The sequence below is a fragment of the Pseudomonas sp. FW305-3-2-15-C-LB1 genome, assembly GCF_058787615.1.
In genome coordinates this window covers 605,078-626,056 of the sequence record NZ_JBYSZX010000002.1, presented here as the reverse complement: position 1 = coordinate 626,056, position 20,979 = coordinate 605,078, and the positions used below count along the sequence as shown (strand labels likewise).

Genomic DNA, 20,979 nt, shown 5'->3' with positions numbered 1-20,979 from the left:
CACTCGTAGCTCAGCTGGATAGAGTACTCGGCTACGAACCGAGCGGTCACAGGTTCGAATCCTGTCGAGTGCACCATTTAAGAGTCAGTTGCAGTCATGCAGGTGATTCGGTTACAGCCAGTTGTGATCTGGTCTAAAAACACAATCTGCACTCGTAGCTCAGCTGGATAGAGTACTCGGCTACGAACCGAGCGGTCACAGGTTCGAATCCTGTCGAGTGCACCATACAAACAAAAAGCCCGCCTAGTGCGGGCTTTTTGCCGTCTGGGGTTTGTGTGGGATTTCTTCTTTTTCCCTCGCTTTCATGTGTTTTCCTCATCCGCTGCGTCGTCGCAGTTCATAGATGCGGCCTTTGCTCAGCTTTGGCTCGCAAGCGCTTGTTCTTTCCAGTTTTTTGACGTTTAAAGTGGCCGGGCGGTGTATCATTGCGCCCGTCAGCCCCGCCGGGGCTTGTGGAATACCTCCATGGACTTACCCAGTAGTTACTCAGTACCCCGTTTTACCAATCATGAATTGACTGATTGATCCTTCCGGCGTGCCCCGCTGCTGGGAGTGGAGTTCGCCTATGACCGAAGTAGAAGTAAAGAAAACGCAAGAAAGCCTGCAGGATCGCCTGGCTCAAGTCATCGAGCTACTGCAGCGCCAGCGCGTGGTCGAAGACCTTACGCACCGCCAGGATGGCCCGAATAACAACCTGGTTGAAAACCTGGTTCACCGGCAAAACCTCGTCGAGTTGCAGCGCAAGCTTGACGACCTGCACTCCGCCGACGTCGCCTATATTCTCGAAGCCTTGCCGCTGGATGATCGACTGACCCTATGGCAGTTGGTCAAGGCCGACCGCGACGGCGACATCCTCCTCGAAGTATCCGACTCGGTTCGTGAAACCCTGATCGCCGACATGGACGATCATGAGCTCCTGGCTGCAGCCAAGGAGATGGACGCCGACGAACTGGCTGACCTTGCCCCTGAGCTGCCTCGTGATGTTGTCCATGAGCTCATGGAAGCGTTGGACACTCAGCAGCGTGAGCGTGTGCGCTCCGCGCTTTCCTATGACGAGGACCAGGTCGGCGCCCTGATGGACTTCGAGATGGTCACCATCCGCGAAGACGTCAGCCTGGAAGTGGTCCTGCGTTACCTGCGCCGACTCAAAGAGCTGCCAGGTCACACCGACAAATTGTTCGTGGTGGATTACGAAGGCATTCTCAAGGGTGTGCTGCCGATCAAGCGCCTGCTGGTGAATGATCCGGAGAAGAAAGTTGCCGACCTGATGGCCAGTGACACCGTGAGCTTTCATCCGGACGAGGATGCCTATGAAGCAGCCCAGGCATTCGAGCGCTATGACCTGATCTCGGCGCCGGTCGTCGACAAGAACGGCAAGCTGATCGGTCGTCTGACCATCGATGAAATCGTCGACTTGATTCGTGAAGAAAGCGAGACCGAAGTCCTCAACATGGCGGGTCTGCGTGAAGAGGAAGACATCTTTGCCTCGGTTTGGCGCTCGCTGCATAACCGTTGGGCGTGGTTGGCCATTAACCTGATCACAGCCTTTATCGCGTCGCGGGTTATCGGCTTGTTCGAAGGGTCGATCGAGAAGTTGGTGGCGCTTGCAGCGCTGATGCCGATTGTGGCCGGGATCGGCGGAAACTCGGGTAACCAGACGATTACCATGATTGTGCGCGCCATGGCGCTGGATCAGGTCAGTACGGCCAACTCGTCGCGCCTGCTGCGCAAAGAGTTGGCGGTGGGCCTGATCAATGGCCTGGTGTGGGGTGGGGTGATCGGTGTGGTGGCTTACTTGCTGTATGGCAGTTGGTCGCTCGGTGTGGTGATGACGGCTGCGATGACTCTCAACCTCTTACTGGCGGCGTTGATGGGGGTATTGATCCCGATGACCCTGGCTCGCCTTGGGCGCGACCCCGCCATGGGTGCCAGCGTGATGATCACGGCCATGACCGACAGCGGCGGTTTCTTCATCTTCCTGGGCTTGGCAACGATTTTCCTGCTCTGACTCCATCCTGCGGGGGCACATCTGCCCCCGCTTTGCATTATCTTCCCAAATCCCAGGCAAAAAAAGCCAGCACTTGGCTGGCTTCGGCTTTCAGTTGCGGATCAATTGGCTTCTGCGGCCGCCTCAACGTCGTGCGCGATAAGCGAAACGAGAGCATTTTGCTGGCGGTGGGAGAGTTGACGAAAACGCTGCAGCAGTTCGCGTTCGTGCAACGACAGCTCTGGGCTGTCCAGGCGCATGCTCAACTCGTCGCCCAGCGCACCTTCCTGAATGAGGCTTTGTTCCAGGCGAGCGATGATTTCGGAGTTCATGCTGCGGTGATGATTGCGAGCCACCTCGGCAATGCGTTCACGCATTCCGTCTGGCAGACGTACGACGAACTTGTCAGCCGTACGGCTGGAATAAATTGCCTGTTTCAATGGGCGCATATATTTAACCGGTTAGTTCAGGGGAGCGGTTTTTGGAATTGGCCGCAAGATGAGTGTTAAGACAAGGCTCACGACCAAAGTTCAACCTGAATTGCAAAGAGGCCGCATCATGCCTCAGATTTGACAGTTCCTTGGCGTCAATTCTGTGACAAATATTGAACTGCCTAAAGGCTTTATGCCAGCACTCATTTACATTTTTGCGGACTGGTTGGAAAATTTTTCACCGTGTGAATCCACGGGGGAACTTCCGCAAGCCCAGGCCACCACAGGGTTTCAGGCCGTACATGCTATAGCAAAGTGGCCTTTTGCCCTTGGTTTTAAGACTAGTGGCAATTTGCCGATATGCGAGGACCAGGCGACATAAGGTCGGGCGTGGCGGGGATCAGCGCAGGACGGGGTCGAATTTGATACGACGACCCACGATGAGCGTCAGCAACAAGAGAGTGGCGAATACACCACAGGCGATGAAAGCGGTGGTGGCGCCGTCTTGAGAGTCTTCACCCAAGCCTAGAACCGCTGTGACAACGGTCAGGCAAAGGAATAGCCAGGCATATTTGGTCATCAGGGGCTTCCTCAGAATACCCAGTGTTCAGATGCAGGTGCCACTTGGGTATCCTGGGTCAGGCGTATGGGCGATTGCACGTTCGGTGCCATCACCGCCAGTTGCGGACGTTGTTGCAAGTGATGAGGGACGGCCTGGGTGATCTGCGCGGGGTCGTGACTGTTGCTCGATTGAAAATGGAACATGAGCAGTGCCGCCAGGGCTACGGTGTTGAGGGCTAACAGAAGGGCACTGTTCATGATTATGTTCTCCGCTTAACGCCGTGGTTTGTTAGGGTTTGTAGGAGAAGTATTGCAGGTGTCATGCCAATGTATTATTTCAATAAAATCAGAGGCTTAAGTCTGATTTGAGAGACTTTCAGGTTGCAATTTGCAATGATGGCATTTCGCGGGAGTGCATTTTGCACGATGCGGTTCTTGCGCCTGTATCGACGGGGTCAAGACACGGTCCACCCGGCAAGTATCGGCCTACACTCAAAAAGCCTACGGACGACATGACAAAACCTACCCTGGCCGTTAACATGCACGCCGTCCGTCGCCGCTTGCCAGGCGCGGCGCCTGTCATTTGTCCCAGTAGCTCAATTGGATAGAGCATCCCCCTCCTAAGGGGAAGGTTGGCCGTTCGAACCGGCCCTGGGACACCAGATTCGAGGCCTCGTACAGATTCGTCTGGCGGGGCTTTTTTGTGGGCGTTTTCCGAAGATGGGTCGAACCTTGCCAGGGTTCTAGGTTCACACCACTGGCATCGTGTATTTATAGCGATTCGTGTATCCCACGAGCAGCCGGACTGCGTCTGAGTCTTGTAGCAAATAATCCCCCGGAAACAGCGCATACCGCCTGTCCGGACCCGGCCACCCCGGACTATCATGCCGATAGCCCTGTCTCTCACTGCAAGGAGCCGCTCGGAACGCCGATGCGCCAGATCTGGAAATCTTTTCGAGCCCTTTATTTCGCCTCCTTGATGATGCTGATCGGCTCCGGCCTGCTCAGTACCTACCTGGCCTTGCGCCTGGCGGCCGACCAGGTGGACAGCCTGTGGGTCGGTGCGCTGATGGCGGCCAACTATTTCGGCCTGGTGCTGGGCGGCAAGATCGGCCACCGTCTGATCGCCCGGGTCGGGCATATACGTGCTTATGCAACCTGCGCCGGCATTGTCGGCGCGGCGGTGCTGGGCCATGGCCTGGTCGACTGGCTGCCAGCCTGGATCGTGCTGCGGATCATCGTGGGCCTGGGGATGATGTGCCAGTACATGGTCATCGAGAGCTGGCTCAATGAACAGGCCGACGCCAAGCAGCGCGGCGTGGTGTTCAGCGGCTATATGATCGCGTCCTACCTGGGGCTGGTGCTCGGCCAGTTGATCCTGGTCATGCACCCTCAGCTCGGCCTCGAATTGCTGATGCTGGTCGCGCTGTGCTTTGCGCTGTGCCTGGTGCCGGTGGCCATGACTCGCCGTATTCACCCGGCGCCCCTGCATCCGGCGCCGATGGAGCCACGCTTCTTCATAAAGCGCGTGCCGCAGTCGTTGAGTACCGTGCTGGGCGCAGGGGTGATCGTGGGCTCGTTCTACGGCCTGGCGCCGCTTTATGCCTCCCAGCAAGGCCTTACTACCGAGCAGGTGGGTCTGTTCATGGGTAGCTGTATTTTTGCCGGCCTGTTGGTGCAGTGGCCGTTGGGCTGGTTGTCGGACCGCTATGATCGCGCGCTGCTGATTCGTTGCTTTGCCCTGTGCCTGGCGGTGGCGGCGCTACCGCTGGCGATACTGACCAAAGTGCCACTTGAAGTGCTGTTCGTGGCGGGCTTCTTGTGTTCCCTGGTGCAGTTCTGTTTGTACCCGCTGGCGGTGGCGTTCTCCAACGATCATGTGGAAGGCGACCGTCGTGTCTCGCTTACCGCCATGCTGCTGGTGACCTACGGTGTCGGCGCGAGCATCGGGCCGTTGCTGGCCGGTGTGGTGATGAAGATGTTTGGCAGTCACATGCTGTATGCGTTTTTCAGCCTGTGTGCGCTGATCCTGGTGTGGCGGATTCGGCCGAAAGCCGTGACTAACCTGCATCAGGTGGATGACGCGCCGTTGCATCACGTGGCGATGCCCGACAGCATGTCCAGCTCGCCGTTGGTCGCCTGCCTCGATCCGCGGGTGGACGAGGCGGTGGTGCAGGAGCAAATGCAAACCGCCACGCCGGAACCCGAGCCGGAAACGGTCACGCCGGTCGACGAGCCGCTTTTTGAGGGGCCGCCTGAGCCACCGGGCCCGGACGAGCATCCTCACGACTTGAGCAGGGCGCGCCCCTGAATGCAAAAAAAACGGGCAGATCCCATCAGGGGCTGCCCGTTTTTTTGCTGCGATCTTTGAGTTTAAAAATCGTCGTCTTTGTCGAAACGCCGTGCTTCGCGTTGCAGTTGGTACACAAAGCGCTCGACCTGGCGCTGCACCAAACCACTCATATTGTGGAAGCGCACGCCGGCAAACGTGGTGTTGATCTTTTCTTCGAAATGCAGGTAACGCAGTTCGACCGAAGTGGTCATGCTGCCAAAGGGCAGGGCGGCGATAAAGCGGTCGTAGACCTGGCCCAGTTGCAGGCGCTCGGAGATGTCTCCTTCGAAGCGCAATTTGCAACCTGTGGCGGAAATATCCAGCAGCTTGCCGCTGACCGGGGCCTTGAGCTTCTCGCCACCCAGCTCGATGTTCACCAGTTGCGCCAGTTTCAAGGCTGCGCGAAAGGCATTGCGACGCTGGTGATAGACCACTTCGCTGGGCAGGCTACCGGTGTAGATGCGGTGGCCGTCCTTTTCGCTGATGTTCAGGTTGCCATTGCTTTCCCAGGCGACACGCACGCCGTCGTGGAAACCTTCGATACGGAAGGGTTCGCCGTTTTCGAGGTGGCGTTCGCCATCGCGAGGAATCATTTCATCCAGGGCCAACGTGCCGCTGTCCCGATTGACGTCTACCAAGTAGCTCTGAAAGCGCTGGCTGCGTTCATGGAAGGTGATGATCAGCGGGTCATGGCTTTCTTGCAGCATGCGCAAGGTACTGGCGATTTCCAGAGGCGTGGTGAGGACCTTGGGTGGCTGCGGGGCATCTTCCGCATTAAGGGCGTTGAACACGGTTCTTCCATCTCCAGACAAAATACGACTACACGCAAGAGCAGGCATTCTGCCAGTATGTGGCGCGCCTTGGATAGGCCGCGCTGTAAACCGGCGTCAGGCTTGGCTGCGGGTGCTTGGCTTGACCAGGCGCGAGGTGGAACCCTGAGCGTTGTAAAGCGCTGGAGGCTCTCCGCCGTGAAGTATACGCAACTGGTTGGCGGTCGTGGCTTGCTGAAGCTGGATCGACTGACCGTTGAGCTGGTTGGCTTCCTGGCACTGGGTGAGCAATTGGTTGAGTGCTTTGCTCTGGGCCAGTAGTTGATCGCCGACCGAGGAGTGGCTGGCCAGCTGCGCGAGCCCATCATGGTCGGCCGGCAGGCCCAGGCTGACGAGGATCTCGCTGCGTTTTTTGCCGTGCTGTTCCAGCAGGACAATCAGCGATTGCTTGCGCGCCAGAATTTCTTCCAGCAAGGGCATGTCCCGGCCGTAAAGGGCCAGGGATTCTTCCCTGAGCAGCTCGAGCAGCAATTGCGTCGGTGCTAGATCATCAATGATCAGTTGAAGCAGGGTTTCGTCGTGATGCATGGCTGGCCTTGGGGTTTAAGCGTCCAAAAGCCCGGCGCAGGCCTTTGCCTAGCGCTCGGCTTCGAAATTAAGCAGCTTGCTGGCTACACGGTTGCTGTCGACTTTATAGCTGCCATCGGCGATTGCCTGTTTCAATTCGGCCACACGGGCTTTATTGACCACCGGTTGATCGCGCAGCGAGTCAGTGACCTTCTGCAACTGTTGAGCCTCATTGCTCAGGTGTACGGATTCCCCGCTCTGGCTGGCGCTGGCCTGTTCTGCCTTGACGGGCACTGGCTGGGCCTTGGCTTCTACGCTGTCCTTGGTGCCGGCAGTGCGCGTAGGGGCCGACGTCGTCGGGGTGTTATTCAAACGGCTGAAATCGATGACCATGATCAAAAAACCTCTGGGTATTTGGACGCTTGCCATGTTTTCGGCCATATCTGGACAAACTTTAGGCTCGAATGACAATAAACTGCACAGGCCGGCATCCAACCGACAGTGTAGGAAAAGCTGGCGTCTGATACCAGTGGTCTATAAAGCCACCTCCACTTGGCCGGGGGCCGTGACCCGCGCCTTGATCACCCGGTTGGAGTTGAGATTCTTCACGCGGATCTGTTCGCTCATGCCGCCGTTGGACAAGGCCTCCCCCGGCATTTTGACCTGCAGCGCGCCACTGCTGGCGGAAATCACTACCTGGTCGCCTTTGCGAATCACCTCGGCCTGCTCCAGATGCACCAGGGTGATGACCTGATCGGTGACCACTGGTCGGGTCAGTTTCTGCCCGACGGCCTGGTCGAGGGAGGTCAGGTAGCCCTGGCTGATCATGCTGATATCGCGCTCGCGCAACACCACGTCCTCGAAACCGATAATGCCCGTGCGTTTAAGTGGACGGGCAACCACCACCACATCGCGGAATAATTTGACCTGAGCGGGCACGAACACCGTCCAGGGCGAGGCGCCGTCGCAACGCACCTTGACCGTTACACGTCCGATGGGCTGGGCGGGGCTTTCCAGGGTGGCTGTCAATTCCTTGTCGCACATTGGCATGCGCAGGCGCGGGTCCAACTGGTTGACCTGGATTTCGTAACGCCCCGGCGTCTGTGTGGTCGCCAGATAATCTTCTACAGTGAACTCAAGAAAGCCCTGGGTGACGCCGATAAGTAGATCAGGCAAGGTGACGTTATCTGCGCGGGCCGTGGCGCCCAGGCCCAAGGCAAGCAGTGCCAGCGGCGCGCAGAGCAGTCTGCAATACCGTGTCAGGTGGAGGCGTCGGGAAACTGTCGTTTTAATATCCATGACCAATAAATAGCAAAGCTCGTGCCGTTTAGTGTTGGGTGCGCGTCACTGCCCTTATAGGTATGGCCGAAGGTTTTAGCGTGGGAGTCAAGGCATGGCAGGAGTAATGGATTCAGTAAACCAGCGCACACAGCTGGTGGGGCAGAATCGCCTGGAGTTGTTGCTTTTTCGCCTGGATGGCAAGCAGTTGTATGGCATCAACGTGTTCAAGGTGCGGGAAGTGCTGCAATGCCCCAAGCTGACGATCATGCCCAAGTCCAGCCCGGTGGTGTGTGGCGTTGCCAACATACGTGGCGCGACGATCCCGATTCTTGATCTGGCCCTGGCCACCGGTTCCGCCGGGTTGCAGGACCGCGAAAACCCGTTCGTGATCATTACCGAGTACAACACCAAGACCCAGGGTTTCCTGGTGCGCTCGGTGGAGCGCATCGTCAACATGAACTGGGAAGAGATCCATCCGCCACCCAAGGGCACCGGTCGCGATCACTACCTAACGGCGGTGACGCGGGTCGACAACCAGCTGGTGGAAATCATCGACGTCGAGAAAATCCTCGCCGAAGTGGCGCCTACCTCTGAGTCGATCTCCGTGGGTGTGGTGGACGCCGAAACCGCGCACAAGGCAGTCTCACTGCGCGTGCTCACGGTGGACGACTCGTCCGTGGCGCGCAAGCAGGTGACCCGTTGCCTGCAAACCGTCGGGGTTGAAGTGGTCGCCCTCAATGATGGTCGCCAGGCGTTGGACTACCTGCGCAAGCTGGTGGACGACGGCAAGAAGCCGGAGGAAGAATTCTTGATGATGATCTCCGACATCGAGATGCCGGAAATGGACGGCTATACCCTCACGGCCGAGATCCGCAACGATCCACGCATGCAAAAATTGCATATCATCCTGCATACTTCGTTGTCGGGTGTATTCAACCAGGCGATGGTCAAGAAGGTCGGTGCCGATGACTTTTTGGCCAAATTCCGTCCTGATGACCTGGCATCCCGGGTTGTCGACCGGATCAAGGCAGCAGATCACAGCTAAGGTGTTTCCCTTGGCGGTCATACGATTTTAGAGGCGGTATCAGTGTCTACAGGTAATTTGGATTTTGAACAGTTCCGGGTCTTCCTGGAAAAAGCCTGTGGCATATTGCTCGGTGAAAACAAGCAGTACCTGGTATCCAGCCGTCTCAACAAACTGATGGAGCAGCAGGGTATCAAGTCGTTGGGTGAGCTGGTCCAGCGCATCCAGGGCCAGCCGCGCAGCGGGCTCAAGGAGATGGTGGTCGATGCCATGACCACCAACGAAACCCTGTGGTTTCGCGATACCTACCCGTTTGAAGTGCTCAAGAGCAAAGTGCTGCCGGAGGCCATCAAGGCCAGCCCGGGCCAGCGCCTGCGCATCTGGTCGGCCGCCTGTTCCTCGGGGCAGGAGCCGTACTCTATTTCGATGTCCATCGATGAGTTCGAGCGGACCAACATGGGCCAGTTGAAGGCCGGGGCGCAAATCGTGGCCACCGACCTGTCCGGCACAATGCTCACCAACTGCAAGACCGGCGAGTACGACAGCCTGGCCCTGGGGCGTGGTTTGTCCCAGGAACGCCTGCAGCGTTACTTCGACCCGAAAGGGGCGGGACGCTGGGCGGTCAAGGCGCCGATCAAGAACCGTGTGGAGTTCCGCTCCTTCAACCTGCTCGACAGCTATGCCAGCCTGGGCAAGTTCGACATGGTGTTCTGCCGCAACGTGCTGATCTACTTCTCGGCCGAAGTGAAGAAAGACATCCTGTTGCGCATCCACGGCACGCTCAAGCGCGGTGGTTATCTGTTCCTTGGCGCTTCTGAGGCGCTGAACGGTCTGCCGGACCATTTCCAGATGGTGCAGTGCAGCCCGGGGATCATCTACCAGGCCAAGTAAGGCTGACGCGGTAAAAAATGTGGGAGGGGGCTTGCCCCCGATGCCGGTGTGTCAGTGATCGATGTATCAACTGAACCGCTGCCATCGGGGCAAGCCCCCTCCCACATTTGTTTTGCGGCAAACCCAAGTAAAGCGGCAACCCTCATTGCCGCTTTACTGGCGCCACGCGGAAACCGCTTGCCGCTTTTCTGGCATTGCCGCTGGCAACCTCCTCCAGAACCCTTGATATACGGGCCTTCGCCAGGTTGGCATGCACCTTGCTATAACCCTGGTAACGAAAAGCAGGTCAGCCCTTGAAGGTTTCCGCCATGAGCATCAGCTTCGATAAAGCGCTCGGTATCCACGAACAAGCCCTGGGCTTCCGCGCCCAGCGTGCCGAAGTCCTGGCCAACAACATTGCCAACGCCGACACCCCGAACTACAAGGCTCGGGACCTGGACTTCTCCGCCGTGCTCGCCGCACAGCAAGACAAGACCAAGAACGGCACCTTCGCCTTGAACATGACCAACAGCCGTCATATCGAAGCGCAAGGCTTGAGCAATGGCGACGAGTCGTTGCTGTATCGCACGCCGATGCAGCCGTCGATCGACCAGAACACCGTCGACGCCCAGTTGGAGCAATCGGCCTACGCCGAGAACTCGGTGAACTTCCAAGCCAGCTTTACCCTGCTCAACAGCAAATTCAAAGGGCTGATGTCAGCCCTGCGTGGAGAGTAAGCCATGTCTCTGTCCAGTGTTTTCAATATTGCCGGCAGTGGCATGAGCGCGCAGACCACGCGTTTGAACACCGTCGCCAGTAACATCGCCAACGCCGAGACCGTGTCTTCGAGCATTGACCAGACCTACCGCGCCCGTCACCCGGTGTTCGCCACCATGTTCCAGGCTGGCCAGAACGGTGGCAGTGATTCGCTGTTCCAGGACCAGGGTGCCGCCGGCTCCGGCGTGCAGGTGCTCGGTGTGGTTGAAGACCAGAGCAACCTTGAAGCGCGCTACGAACCCAACCATCCCGCCGCGAACGAAAAGGGTTATGTCTACTACCCCAATGTCAACGTGGTCGAGGAAATGGCTGACATGATTTCCGCCAGCCGCTCGTTCCAGACCAATGCGGAAATGATGAACACCGCCAAAACCATGATGCAGAAGGTCCTGACCCTGGGTCAGTGATAAGGGGCGCCAAATAATGGCCATCGTTGATACATCAAACAACACGCCGGTCCAGGACCTGTTCAACTCCAAGGTCAAGAACGCCCAGGACAACAGCAGCGTCAGCGACGCCGCCAATAAGGCGACGGGCAAGCAGGCGTTGGGCAAGGATGCGTTCCTGCAACTGCTGGTAACCCAACTGAAAAACCAGAACCCGCTGTCGCCGCAAGACAACGGCGCGTTCGTGGCGCAACTGGCGCAGTTCAGCAGCCTGGAAGGCATCAACACCCTGAACGACTCGGTGAATGCGATCTCCACCAACTTCAGCTCGTCGCAGGCGTTGCAGGCCTCGTCGCTGGTCGGGCGCTCGATCATCATCCAGACCGACAAGGCCATGGTGGATACGAGCAAGAGCATGACCGGTTCGGTGGCGGTGACCTCGGCGGTGGGCAACGTCTCCGTCAAGATCACCGACAAAGACGGCAACGTGGTGCGCACCATCGACATGGGGGCCCAGAGCGCCGGCACCCAGAACTTCATCTGGGATGGCAAGAACGACAAGGGCGAGGTTGCCCCGGCGGGCACCTACACCTTCAACGCCACCACCAAGAACGACAAGGGTGACTCCGTTGCCCTGGCCACTTCGCTGCCCGCGACGGTAACGAGCGTGACCCTGAGCAAGACCGGCGGCGAAATGCTGCTGAACCTGGCGGGCGGCATGGGCAGCGTCAAGCTGTCGCAAATTCAGACTATCGGTACATAGAGCCGGCTAAATACGGCAGAGGGAGAGAAACATGTCTTTTAACATCGGCCTTAGCGGCCTCTATGCGGCCAACAAACAACTGGACGTGACCGGCAACAACATCGCCAACGTCGCGACCACTGGCTTCAAGTCGTCCCGTGCGGAATTCGCCGACATCTACGCCGCGTCCAAGCTGGGCACCGGCCAGAACAGCATCGGCAACGGTGTGAACCTGGCGGCCGTGTCGCAGCAGTTCACCCAGGGTGACGTCAACGGCAGCGGCGGTATCCTGGACATGGCGATCCAGGGTGGCGGCTTCTTCGTGCAGAAGGGCAGCGACGGTTCGCTGGAGTACACCCGCAGCGGTGCCTTTCGTGCCGACAAAGACGGCTACATCACCAACAACACCGGCACTTCGCGCCTGCAAGGCTACGCGGCAGATGCGGATGGCAAGATCATCAAGGGCGGCCTGACCGACCTGCAACTGAACCTGTCGAACCTGCCGCCCAAGGCCTCCACCAAAGTGGATTCCACCAGTAACCTGAACTCCTCGGAGCCGGTGATCGACCAGGTGGCCAAGCCGTTCAACCCGAACGACACCAGCACCTTTACCACCCAGTACAGCACCACCTTGTACGACTCCCAGGGCAACGCGCACCCGATGGTGCAATACCTGGTGAAAACCGACGGTAACAAGTGGAATGCCTATACCCTGATCGATGGTCGCAACCCCGACGGTTCGGCGCCAACCGGCACCCCATCGACTCCACCTGTGCCATCGACCTTGACCTTTGACGGCGCCGGCAAGCTCACCAGTGTGGTCACCGGTGGTGTCTCCGATAAGACCCTGACCATTACCGGTTGGGTTCCTGGCACCGTGACCAATGGTGTGTGGAAGGCCAACGGTGCGGATGCGAACCCAACAGGTATCGCCGTCAACATGGCCAACATCACCCAGTACAACTCGGCCACCTACCGCAACCCACCGGTCACCGATGGCTACGCCACCGGCCAGATCACCGGGCTGAAAATCGACGGCAGCGGCGTGTTGTTCGCCACGTTCAGCAACCAGCAGAGCAAGGCCATCGGCCAGATCTCCCTGGCCAGCTTCAACAACGAGCAGGGCCTGCAGCCAGCCGGCGGTACTACCTGGAGAGAGACCTTCGCCTCCGGCCAGCCGGGTTACGACACCCCGCAAGCCGGTACCCTGGGTTCGATCGTGGCCAACTCCCTGGAGAACTCCAACGTCAACCTGACCAACGAGCTGGTGGACCTGATCAAGGCCCAGAGCAACTACCAGGCGAACGCCAAGACCATCTCCACCCAGAGCACCATCATGCAGACCATCATTCAGATGACGTGATGCTGTAGACCTGACGTTCCAGCCCAGGAAAGCCCCTCGAGAGAGGGGCTTTTTTTTGCGTGCAGTTCTATATCCCGATCTTTCCAATAGGAACCGATCACTCCGTTCTTTCCACTTATCCAGACGTAAGACATTTTGGATCATAGGGGGAGCGCTAGGTATGTGGGGGTCGTCGGCATCTGCCCAAGAGGCTGGAGGTGCGCGTCATAGTGTGGCCTGGGATCGGTATTACCCGGTAGATGTGAGCCGTTCGCAGAGTGCAGCGCAAGACACAGGCTCCAATAAGCAAACGATCAGTCAGTTGCTCAAGGAACTTGAAGATGCCGAGAAAACGTCGAAGAACCAGACCGTTCGGGATCTGCGTGACAAGCTCAATAAAATACGAGAAGAACTTGGCGATGAGAAATTCAAGGAGATCCTCGAGGAGCTGAAGAAAGACAGGACTGACGCCTGGTGGGAGTGGTTGAAGGCAATGTTTCCGGGCCTGTTTCCCGATGAGCGTCCTCCCGCGCCTCCCTCACAGGCACCTTCTCCGCGCGGCGCAGGCGGCGTTAGAGTCAATCCGCAAGACTTTGGCCCCTCCGAAGCCATGAGCAACAAGCCCATTACCGAGGGGGCTAACTATTTCAATTACAAACCAGACAACAGTGACCCAGGTAGAAAACCGGACAATATCTGGAGCGGCTTCAGTCAGGGGCCGGATGGAAACTGCATCACCGTTTCGGCGATAAAAGCCGCAATGATGCAGTTCGGCCAGAAACCTACCGATGTGTTCAAGGAGGTTAAGGAAACGAGCAACGGCTATGAAGTGATGATGCGAGACGGTTTCAAGCTTTCCTTGACCAAAGATGAGTTGAGACAGGCTGCTACTCACGCGCGCTTCAGGGGCGATGATCCGGCGATGATGACGGACGCCAATTTCATGTATGCCGCGAGTGCCAAGCGGGCGCAGATAGAAAACAACGACGGTTGGGCCGGACGCAGTTTCCAGGCGGCAATGAACAGCCTCAATGATGGTGAGTTCGCGCGTGAAGGGCTGGACCGTTTGGGCTTGAGAGGCCATTACAGGCCGGCGACAGACGCTGATTTGAGAAGCAGCAAAGTGGGGACGGTGGAGTACGGCAACCATTCGATGGCGGTGATCAACGGCCGGGTCGAGTTGTGGGGCCGGCGCGGTGGCGCGCCTCGGTCGGGTATAGCGACCGTGTTGTTTTAGGTCGAATACGCTTTGTTTCCGGGCAAAAGAAAGCCCCCGATACACCAAAGGTCTATCGGGGGCTTTCAACCTTGGGTTAAACCCAAGGCAGGCTCAGCTTACTGGCAAGCTTCGCAATCCGGCTCGTCAATCGCGCAGGCTTTTGGCACTGGCGCCGGGCCGGCTGGCGCAGCAAGCACCGAATCATCACCGTGGTTGCCGCCGCTGGAAACAGCGTTCAGCTTACCGGTGTTGATGGTCGACTTCTCGGTGCTGGTCGCGGCCAGGGCACGGAGGTAGTAAGTGGTTTTCAGGCCACGGTACCAGGCCATGCGGTAGGTCACGTCCAGCTTCTTGCCCGATGCGCCGGCGATGTACAGGTTCAGCGACTGAGCCTGGTCGATCCACTTCTGGCGACGGCTGGCCGCGTCAACGATCCACTTGGTGTCTACTTCGAAGGCGGTCGCGTAGAGCTCTTTGAGTTCTTGCGGGATGCGCTCGATCTGTTGCACGGAACCGTCGTAGTACTTCAGGTCGTTGATCATGACCGAGTCCCACAGGCCGCGGGCCTTGAGGTCGCGAACCAGGTACGGGTTGATCACGGTGAATTCGCCCGAGAGGTTCGATTTCACATACAGGTTCTGGTAGGTCGGTTCGATCGACTGCGACACGCCGGTGATGTTGGCGATGGTGGCGGTCGGTGCGATAGCCATGATGTTGGAGTTACGAATGCCTTTCTGCACACGGGCACGTACCGGCGCCCAGTCCAGGGATTCGTTCAGGTCGACGTCGATGTACTTCTGGCCACGGGCTTCGATCAGGATCTGTTGCGAATCCAGCGGCAGGATGCCCTTGGACCACAGCGAACCCTGGAACGTCTCGTAGGCGCCGCGCTCGTCGGCCAGGTCGCAGGACGCCTGGATCGCGTAGTAGCTCACCGCTTCCATGGACTTGTCGGCGAACTCGACCGCTGCATCCGAACCGTAAGGAATGTGCTGCAGGTACAGCGCGTCCTGGAAGCCCATGATGCCGAGGCCGACCGGACGGTGCTTGAAGTTGGAGTTCTGCGCCTGTGGCACCGAGTAGTAGTTGATGTCGATGACGTTATCGAGCATGCGAACAGCGGTGTTGACGGTGCGTTCCAGCTTGGCGGTGTCCAGCTTGCCGTTGACGATGTGGTTCGGCAGGTTGATCGAACCCAGGTTGCAAACGGCGATCTCGTCCTTGTTGGTGTTCAAGGTGATCTCGGTGCACAGGTTCGAGCTGTGGACCACGCCCACGTGCTGCTGCGGGCTGCGCAGGTTGCACGGGTCTTTGAAGGTCAGCCATGGGTGGCCGGTTTCAAACAGCATGGACAGCATTTTGCGCCACAGGTCTTTGGCCTGGATGGTCTTGAACAGCTTGACCTTGCCTGGGTACTCGGTGAGGGCTTCGTAGTACTCGTAGCGCTCTTCGAAGGCTTTGCCGGTCAGGTCGTGCAGGTCCGGGACTTCGGATGGCGAGAACAGGGTCCACTTGCCGTCATCGAAGACACGCTTCATGAACAGGTCAGGGATCCAGTTGGCGGTGTTCATGTCGTGGGTACGACGACGGTCATCACCGGTGTTCTTGCGCAGCTCGATGAACTCTTCAATGTCCATGTGCCAGGTTTCCAGGTAGGCACACACCGCGCCTTTGCGCTTGCCACCCTGGTTTACGGCGACGGCGGTGTCGTTCACCACTTTCAGGAACGGCACGACGCCCTGGGACTTGCCGTTGGTGCCCTTGATGTACGAACCCAATGCACGCACCGGGGTCCAGTCGTTGCCCAGGCCGCCGGCGAATTTGGACAGCATGGCGTTGTCGTGGATCGCATGGTAGATGCCCGACAGGTCATCTGGCACGGTGGTCAGGTAGCAGCTGGACAGCTGTGGACGCAGGGTGCCGGCGTTGAACAGGGTCGGGGTCGACGACATGTAGTCGAAGGACGACAGCAGGTTGTAGAACTCGATGGCACGGTCTTCTTTCTGCTTCTCTTCGATCGCCAGGCCCATGGCCACGCGCATGAAGAACACTTGCGGCAGTTCGAAGCGGATACCGTCCTTGTGGATGAAGTAACGGTCGTACAGGGTCTGCAGGCCCAGGTAGGTGAACTGCTGGTCACGCTCGTGGTTGATCGCCTTGCCGAGTTTTTCCAGGTCGAAGGTGGCCAGGACCGGGTTCAGCAATTCGAATTCGATACCCTTGGCGATGTAGGCCGGCAGGGCCTTGGCGTACAGGTCAGCCATCTCGTGGTGGGTGGCGCTGTCGGCGACTTTCAGGAAGCCCAGGCCTTCGGCACGCAGGGTGTCCATCAGCAGGCGCGCGGTCACGAACGAGTAGTTCGGCTCACGTTCAACCAGGGTGCGGGCGGTCATCACCAGGGCGGTGTTGACGTCGGTCAGGGCCACGCCGTCGTACAGGTTCTTCAGGGTTTCGCGCTGGATCAGGTCACCGTCGACTTCTTCCAGGCCTTCGCAGGCCTCGGTGATGATGGTGTTCAGGCGGCCCAGGTCCAGCGGTGCAAAGCTGCCGTCGGCCAGGGTGATACGGATCGACGGATGCGCTTGCACGGCGGCTTCTTCGGCCGGGGAGCGTACCGCACGTTCCTTGGCACGCGAATCACGGTAGATCACGTAGTCGCGGGCGACTTTCTGCTCGCCGGCACGCATCAGGGCCAGTTCGACCTGGTCCTGGATTTCTTCGATGTGGATGGTGCCGCCCGACGGCATGCGACGCTTGAAGGTCGCGGTGACCTGTTCGGTCAGGCGGGCAACGGTGTCGTGGATGCGCGACGAAGCGGCAGCGGTGCCGCCTTCAACTGCAAGAAACGCTTTGGTGATGGCGACGGTGATTTTGTCATCGGTGTAAGGAACGACAGTGCCGTTACGCTTGATCACACGCAGTTGGCCAGGTGCGGTGGCGGACAGATCCAGGTTCGAATCAGCGGCCTGCGGCACGGAGCCTTGCGGGTTCTCGCGAGTTGTGTCGGTTTGCATGGGGGGTTGTCTCCACGTTCTATATTTGATTGCGAGTGCCAGGCTCTTCCTGCAACACCCGTACCGTTTTCCATATCGGGGATGGGAAACAGCTGCCATCCGCGTGAGCGGTTTGGTCTACTGAAAATCGGTTGGTTCCATGCTGCGCTAGCAATAAAACGCTTGAATTTCGAGCCACTTGTGTGGTTGGGCGATTTCTTCGAAAACCCCACATGTAGGGTCTTCTGTAGTGCCGAGGTACAAGATAATGCGTTTTCGAGGGGTTAGCAACGCAGTAACCTGTGGATAACGCTGTGAGTAAAATGTGTAAGAAAGGTAGAACAGCCGTGTAGGCCGCATTGCTGCTGGATTACGCCGTTTGTCATTAAATGTTTCGGCCTCAAAACAAGCAGCCCATTTTCGAAGGGCGCGAACCCTATCACAAAAAAACCTGATCACCGAATGGATTTCCCGGCTTGTGTTTGAGGGCTGGCCCATGGCTACAATCGCCTGCCTCGGGCTAAGAAGCGACCCACATCATGCCCGCCTTTTATGACAGACATTGAGGTCACCCGTGGAGCAAGAAGCCTGGCAGGTATTGATAGTCGAAGATGACCAGCGACTGGCCGAATTGACCCGGGAGTACCTGGAGGGCAACGGCCTGCGGGTCTCTGTGGAAGGCGATGGCGCCCTGGCGGCGGCGCGGATCATCGCCGAACAGCCCGACCTGGTGATCCTCGACCTGATGCTGCCCGGCGAAGACGGCCTGAGCATCTGCCGCAAGGTGCGTGAGCGCTATGACGGCGTGATCCTGATGCTCACCGCGCGCACCGACGATATGGACCAGGTGCTGGGCCTGGACATGGGCGCCGACGATTATGTGTGCAAGCCCGTGCGCCCGCGCCTGTTGCTGGCGCGCATCCAGGCCCTGCTGCGGCGCAGCGAAGCGACGGAGCCAGCCGCCGTGGAGAACCAGCGCCGCCTGCAATTCGGCCCTCTGGTGGTGGACAACGCCCTGCGCGAGGCCTGGCTGAATAATGAGGGCATCGAACTGACCAGCGCCGAGTTCGACCTGCTGTGGCTGCTGGTGGCGAATGCCGGGCGCATTCTTTCCCGCGAAGAAATCTTCATTGCCCTGCGCGGCATCGGCTACGACGGTCAGGATCGCTCCATCGACGTGCGTATCTCTCGCATACGCCCCAAGATAGGTGACGACCCGATCCACCCGCGCCTGATCAAGACCATTCGCAGCAAAGGCTACCTGTTCGTCCCCGAAGCCGCCGCCGACATGCCGCTGTGAACTCGATCTTCCTGCGCATATACGGCGGCATGTGCGCGGCGCTGATCCTGGTGGCGCTGCTCGGCGTGCTGGCCCTGCACCTGCTCAACGAGGTGCGCAGCGGCCAGTACCGCGAGCGCCTGGCCCATGGCACCTTCGCCTTGATGGGTGACAACCTGCAACCCATGAGCGCCATCGAGCGCCAGCGCGCCCTGGCGGTGTGGGAGCGTTTGCTGGGGATTCCGCTGGAGTTGCGCCCGCTGGCCGATGCGCAACTGGACTTGAGCCAGCGCAATCGCCTGCAACGCGGCCAGGTGCTGGTGGAGCAGACCGGGCCGCATGCCGCGCGGGTGCTGCGTTTGGTCAGCGAACAGGAGCAGCTTGTTCTTACAGGCGAGGTTCAGCAGATCAGCGAACAACTGGCCCGCGCGACTATCTACCTGCTGGCCGATGAGCTGGTGCGCTTTCCGGTGGCCGAACAGCCGCAGCGCCTGGCAGATATAAAGGAAGCCAAGGGCTTTGGCTTTGATATGCACCTGATGCCACTCGACCAGGCCGATATGGATGAAGACCAGCGTCGTCGGGTTTCGGAAGGCGACACGGTGATGGCCCTGGGCAAGGGCGGCGATTCGATCCGCGTGTTTGCCGGCATGGTCGGTACGCCGTGGGTGCTGGAGATCGGCCCGTTGTATCAGATGAACCCTTACCCGGCGCAATGGCTGATCCTGATCGCCTTGATCGGCCTGACCCTGATCGGGCTGATCGTCTATCTGTTGGTGCGCCAGCTTGAGCGTCGGCTGCGCGGCCTGGAGGCCGCCGCCACCCGCATCGCCAAGGGCAACCTGGAAGTCCGCGTGCCGGCCCGTGGTGCTGATTCGGTGGGGCGGCTGGCGGCGGCGTTCAATGGCATGGCCGAGCATTTGCAACAACTGCTGGCGATCCAGCGCGAGTTGGTGCGCGCGGTGTCCCACGAGTTGCGCACGCCGGTGGCACGCCTGCGTTTCGGCCTGGAGATGGTTGGCGACGCCACTACCGTCGAGGCTCGGCGTAAATACCTGGAAGGCATGGACAGCGACATCCAGGACCTCGATGGCCTGGTGGATGAAATGCTCACTTACGCGCGCCTGGAACAAGGCTCGCCGGAGCTGAATTTCCAGCGGGTCGACCTTGATGCGCTGCTTGATCAGGTGATCGGCGAATTATCGCCACTGCGTCCGCAAGTGACTGTGGCCCGAGGGATTTGCTTGTCTTCGGCGCATTGGGACGACGCCTGGGTCGACGCCGAACCGCGTTACCTGCACCGTGCCCTGCAGAACCTGGTGAGCAATGCCATGCGCCACGCCCAAGGCCAGGTGTTGATCAGTTATCAGGTGGGCCAGGTGCGCTGCCGCATCGACGTGGAAGACGACGGCCCCGGCGTGCCGGAAAGCGCCTGGGAGCGCATCTTCACGCCCTTTCTGCGCCTGGACGACAGTCGCACCCGTGCCTCGGGCGGGCATGGCCTGGGGTTGTCGATTGTGAGGCGGATTATCTATTGGCACGGCGGGCGGGCGTTGATCAGCAAGAGCAATAATCTGGGCGGCGCGTGTTTCAGCTTGAGTTGGCCCAGGGATCAGGATAAACCCTGATGGATCAGGCGCTGACTGCGACCAGGCTCAACAACTGCCCATCATCCACCGCAAACTGGCCCACCAATTCCTTGCCATGGCACCACTCTTCGGACAGGTCCGTCAGCAGTCTCAGCCGCAGATGCCCGCCCTCCGACCATTCCAGCAACTCGGCATGCTCAAAGTAGAAACGCTTCTGCACAATGGGGTAGAGCGCCTTGAACAGGCTCTCCTTGGCGGAGAACGTCAGCGTCACCAACAGGGCGATCCTTTCCCTTGGCAAGGCGGCCATGCGCAGTAATTCATCAGCCGTCAGGATTTCCCCCGCCAACCGCTCGGCCCGCTCGAGGCTCAGCACATTCTCCAGGTCCATCCCCAACCCGCGCCATTGCGCCTTGTGCCCGACAATCGCGGCGGCATGCCCGGTGCTATGGGTGATGGAGCCGCTGATAGGCGCGGGCCACACCGGTGCGCGGTCTTCGCCGATCGCGGGGATGCAGTCCAGGTGATCTAGCTGTTGCAGGGCGGCACGGGCGCACAAGCGGCCGGCGAGGAACTCGGCCTGACGCTTGGCTACCGAGCGCTGGATGCTCGCCGGTGGCGGCACGGCACAGCGCTGGAAATCGCCGGCCGTGAGCAGGGCCGGGTCAAAGCGCGTGCTGAGAAACACCGTGCCGGGCAACGGTTCGGGCAGCGGCCAATGGGCGTCGAGTGGGGTGCAGCAAGCGGGCAAGGGATTCATGGTCGGTATTTTGCCGAGTTGAGGGGCGTGAGGATAGCCCACTGCGGTTCAGGTGAGGTTCAGAGCCTG

At 59.2% G+C, this 20,979-nt stretch carries 20 protein-coding genes and 2 tRNA genes; 13 read left to right on the top strand and 9 right to left on the bottom strand.

Features of this window, described 5'->3' with window-relative positions:
* The first annotated feature begins 148 nt into the window (after positions 1 to 148).
* A tRNA-Arg gene (locus AC3WP7_RS06715) sits at positions 149 to 225 on the top strand.
* A 340-nt stretch (positions 226 to 565) separates the two neighbouring features.
* The gene (mgtE, locus tag AC3WP7_RS06710) at positions 566 to 2,008 is read left to right on the top strand and encodes a magnesium transporter (protein WP_092242473.1); all 1,443 of its coding nucleotides are present in this window, start codon (positions 566 to 568) and stop codon (positions 2,006 to 2,008) included.
* Between the two features lie 101 nt (positions 2,009 to 2,109).
* On the opposite strand, the gene AC3WP7_RS06705 is transcribed toward mgtE, so the two are convergent.
* From AC3WP7_RS06705 to AC3WP7_RS06695, 3 genes are all read right to left on the bottom strand, one after another.
* Entirely contained in the window at positions 2,110 to 2,436 is a 327-nt protein-coding gene (locus AC3WP7_RS06705; protein WP_003175643.1) for an Arc family DNA-binding protein, read from the bottom strand.
* A 382-nt stretch (positions 2,437 to 2,818) separates the two neighbouring features.
* Complete coding sequence (locus tag AC3WP7_RS06700; protein ID WP_093128194.1) at positions 2,819 to 2,998, bottom strand: PA3371 family protein; 180 nt, start codon at positions 2,996 to 2,998, stop codon at positions 2,819 to 2,821.
* A gap of 11 nt (positions 2,999 to 3,009) precedes the next feature.
* Positions 3,010 to 3,237 (bottom strand): hypothetical protein, encoded by a 228-nt coding sequence (locus AC3WP7_RS06695; protein ID WP_093514549.1) that lies wholly within the window; start codon positions 3,235 to 3,237, stop codon positions 3,010 to 3,012.
* Positions 3,238 to 3,564: 327 nt separating this feature from the next.
* On the opposite strand from AC3WP7_RS06695, the gene AC3WP7_RS06690 reads away from it, so the two are divergent.
* A tRNA-Arg gene (locus tag AC3WP7_RS06690) sits at positions 3,565 to 3,641 on the top strand.
* Between the two features lie 269 nt (positions 3,642 to 3,910).
* The gene (locus AC3WP7_RS06685) at positions 3,911 to 5,290 is read left to right on the top strand and encodes an MFS transporter (RefSeq protein ID WP_071490525.1); all 1,380 of its coding nucleotides are present in this window, start codon (positions 3,911 to 3,913) and stop codon (positions 5,288 to 5,290) included.
* 62 nt (positions 5,291 to 5,352) lie between these two features.
* Here AC3WP7_RS06685 and AC3WP7_RS06680 read toward each other — a convergent pair whose 3' ends face one another.
* The 4 genes from AC3WP7_RS06680 to flgA all read right to left on the bottom strand — a co-directional run bounded on the left by AC3WP7_RS06680 (position 5,353) and on the right by flgA (position 7,947).
* Entirely contained in the window at positions 5,353 to 6,102 is a 750-nt protein-coding gene (locus tag AC3WP7_RS06680; RefSeq protein WP_092242483.1) for a flagellar brake protein, read from the bottom strand.
* A gap of 96 nt (positions 6,103 to 6,198) precedes the next feature.
* On the bottom strand, positions 6,199 to 6,669 hold the full coding sequence (locus AC3WP7_RS06675; RefSeq protein ID WP_071490523.1) for a flagella synthesis protein FlgN: 471 nt from the start codon (positions 6,667 to 6,669) through the stop codon (positions 6,199 to 6,201).
* Positions 6,670 to 6,717: 48 nt separating this feature from the next.
* The gene (flgM, locus tag AC3WP7_RS06670; protein ID WP_071490522.1) at positions 6,718 to 7,041 is read right to left on the bottom strand and encodes a flagellar biosynthesis anti-sigma factor FlgM; all 324 of its coding nucleotides are present in this window, start codon (positions 7,039 to 7,041) and stop codon (positions 6,718 to 6,720) included.
* Positions 7,042 to 7,182: 141 nt separating this feature from the next.
* Positions 7,183 to 7,947 carry a flagellar basal body P-ring formation chaperone FlgA gene (gene flgA, locus AC3WP7_RS06665; RefSeq protein ID WP_058427495.1) on the bottom strand — a complete coding sequence of 255 codons (765 nt, stop codon included), beginning with the start codon at positions 7,945 to 7,947 and terminating at the stop codon, positions 7,183 to 7,185.
* Positions 7,948 to 8,041: 94 nt separating this feature from the next.
* On the opposite strand from flgA, the gene AC3WP7_RS06660 reads away from it, so the two are divergent.
* From AC3WP7_RS06660 to AC3WP7_RS06630, 7 genes are all read left to right on the top strand, one after another.
* Positions 8,042 to 8,974 (top strand): chemotaxis protein CheV, encoded by a 933-nt coding sequence (locus tag AC3WP7_RS06660; RefSeq protein WP_071490521.1) that lies wholly within the window; start codon positions 8,042 to 8,044, stop codon positions 8,972 to 8,974.
* 42 nt (positions 8,975 to 9,016) lie between these two features.
* A complete protein-coding gene (gene cheR / locus AC3WP7_RS06655; RefSeq protein ID WP_027607785.1) occupies positions 9,017 to 9,844 on the top strand; it encodes a protein-glutamate O-methyltransferase CheR in 828 nt (275 codons plus the stop codon).
* Positions 9,845 to 10,152: 308 nt separating this feature from the next.
* Complete coding sequence (gene flgB / locus AC3WP7_RS06650; RefSeq protein WP_010208346.1) at positions 10,153 to 10,560, top strand: flagellar basal body rod protein FlgB; 408 nt, start codon at positions 10,153 to 10,155, stop codon at positions 10,558 to 10,560.
* A 3-nt stretch (positions 10,561 to 10,563) separates the two neighbouring features.
* Positions 10,564 to 11,007, top strand: coding sequence for a flagellar basal body rod protein FlgC (gene flgC / locus AC3WP7_RS06645; RefSeq protein WP_058427493.1), 444 nt, complete (start codon positions 10,564 to 10,566; stop codon positions 11,005 to 11,007).
* Between the two features lie 16 nt (positions 11,008 to 11,023).
* Positions 11,024 to 11,749 (top strand): flagellar hook assembly protein FlgD, encoded by a 726-nt coding sequence (gene flgD / locus AC3WP7_RS06640; protein ID WP_058427492.1) that lies wholly within the window; start codon positions 11,024 to 11,026, stop codon positions 11,747 to 11,749.
* Between the two features lie 31 nt (positions 11,750 to 11,780).
* A complete protein-coding gene (gene flgE, locus AC3WP7_RS06635) occupies positions 11,781 to 13,091 on the top strand; it encodes a flagellar hook protein FlgE (protein WP_092242490.1) in 1,311 nt (436 codons plus the stop codon).
* A gap of 160 nt (positions 13,092 to 13,251) precedes the next feature.
* Complete coding sequence (locus AC3WP7_RS06630; protein ID WP_092242493.1) at positions 13,252 to 14,307, top strand: hypothetical protein; 1,056 nt, start codon at positions 13,252 to 13,254, stop codon at positions 14,305 to 14,307.
* Between the two features lie 98 nt (positions 14,308 to 14,405).
* Here the strand turns inward: AC3WP7_RS06630 and AC3WP7_RS06625 are convergent, their stop codons facing one another.
* Entirely contained in the window at positions 14,406 to 17,303 is a 2,898-nt protein-coding gene (locus tag AC3WP7_RS06625) for a ribonucleoside-diphosphate reductase subunit alpha (RefSeq protein ID WP_071490518.1), read from the bottom strand.
* Positions 17,304 to 17,856: 553 nt separating this feature from the next.
* Between AC3WP7_RS06625 and AC3WP7_RS06620 the strand changes: the two genes are divergently transcribed.
* Both AC3WP7_RS06620 and AC3WP7_RS06615 read left to right on the top strand, forming a co-directional pair.
* On the top strand, positions 17,857 to 18,582 hold the full coding sequence (locus tag AC3WP7_RS06620; RefSeq protein WP_092242497.1) for a response regulator: 726 nt from the start codon (positions 17,857 to 17,859) through the stop codon (positions 18,580 to 18,582).
* The gene (locus AC3WP7_RS06615) at positions 18,579 to 20,189 is read left to right on the top strand and encodes an ATP-binding protein (protein WP_092242500.1); all 1,611 of its coding nucleotides are present in this window, start codon (positions 18,579 to 18,581) and stop codon (positions 20,187 to 20,189) included. Before AC3WP7_RS06620 ends, AC3WP7_RS06615 begins: the two co-directional genes overlap by 4 nt.
* 4 nt (positions 20,190 to 20,193) lie before the next feature.
* Here AC3WP7_RS06615 and AC3WP7_RS06610 read toward each other — a convergent pair whose 3' ends face one another.
* Positions 20,194 to 20,910 (bottom strand): 4'-phosphopantetheinyl transferase family protein, encoded by a 717-nt coding sequence (locus tag AC3WP7_RS06610; protein WP_093128146.1) that lies wholly within the window; start codon positions 20,908 to 20,910, stop codon positions 20,194 to 20,196.
* Positions 20,911 to 20,979: the final 69 nt, after the last annotated feature.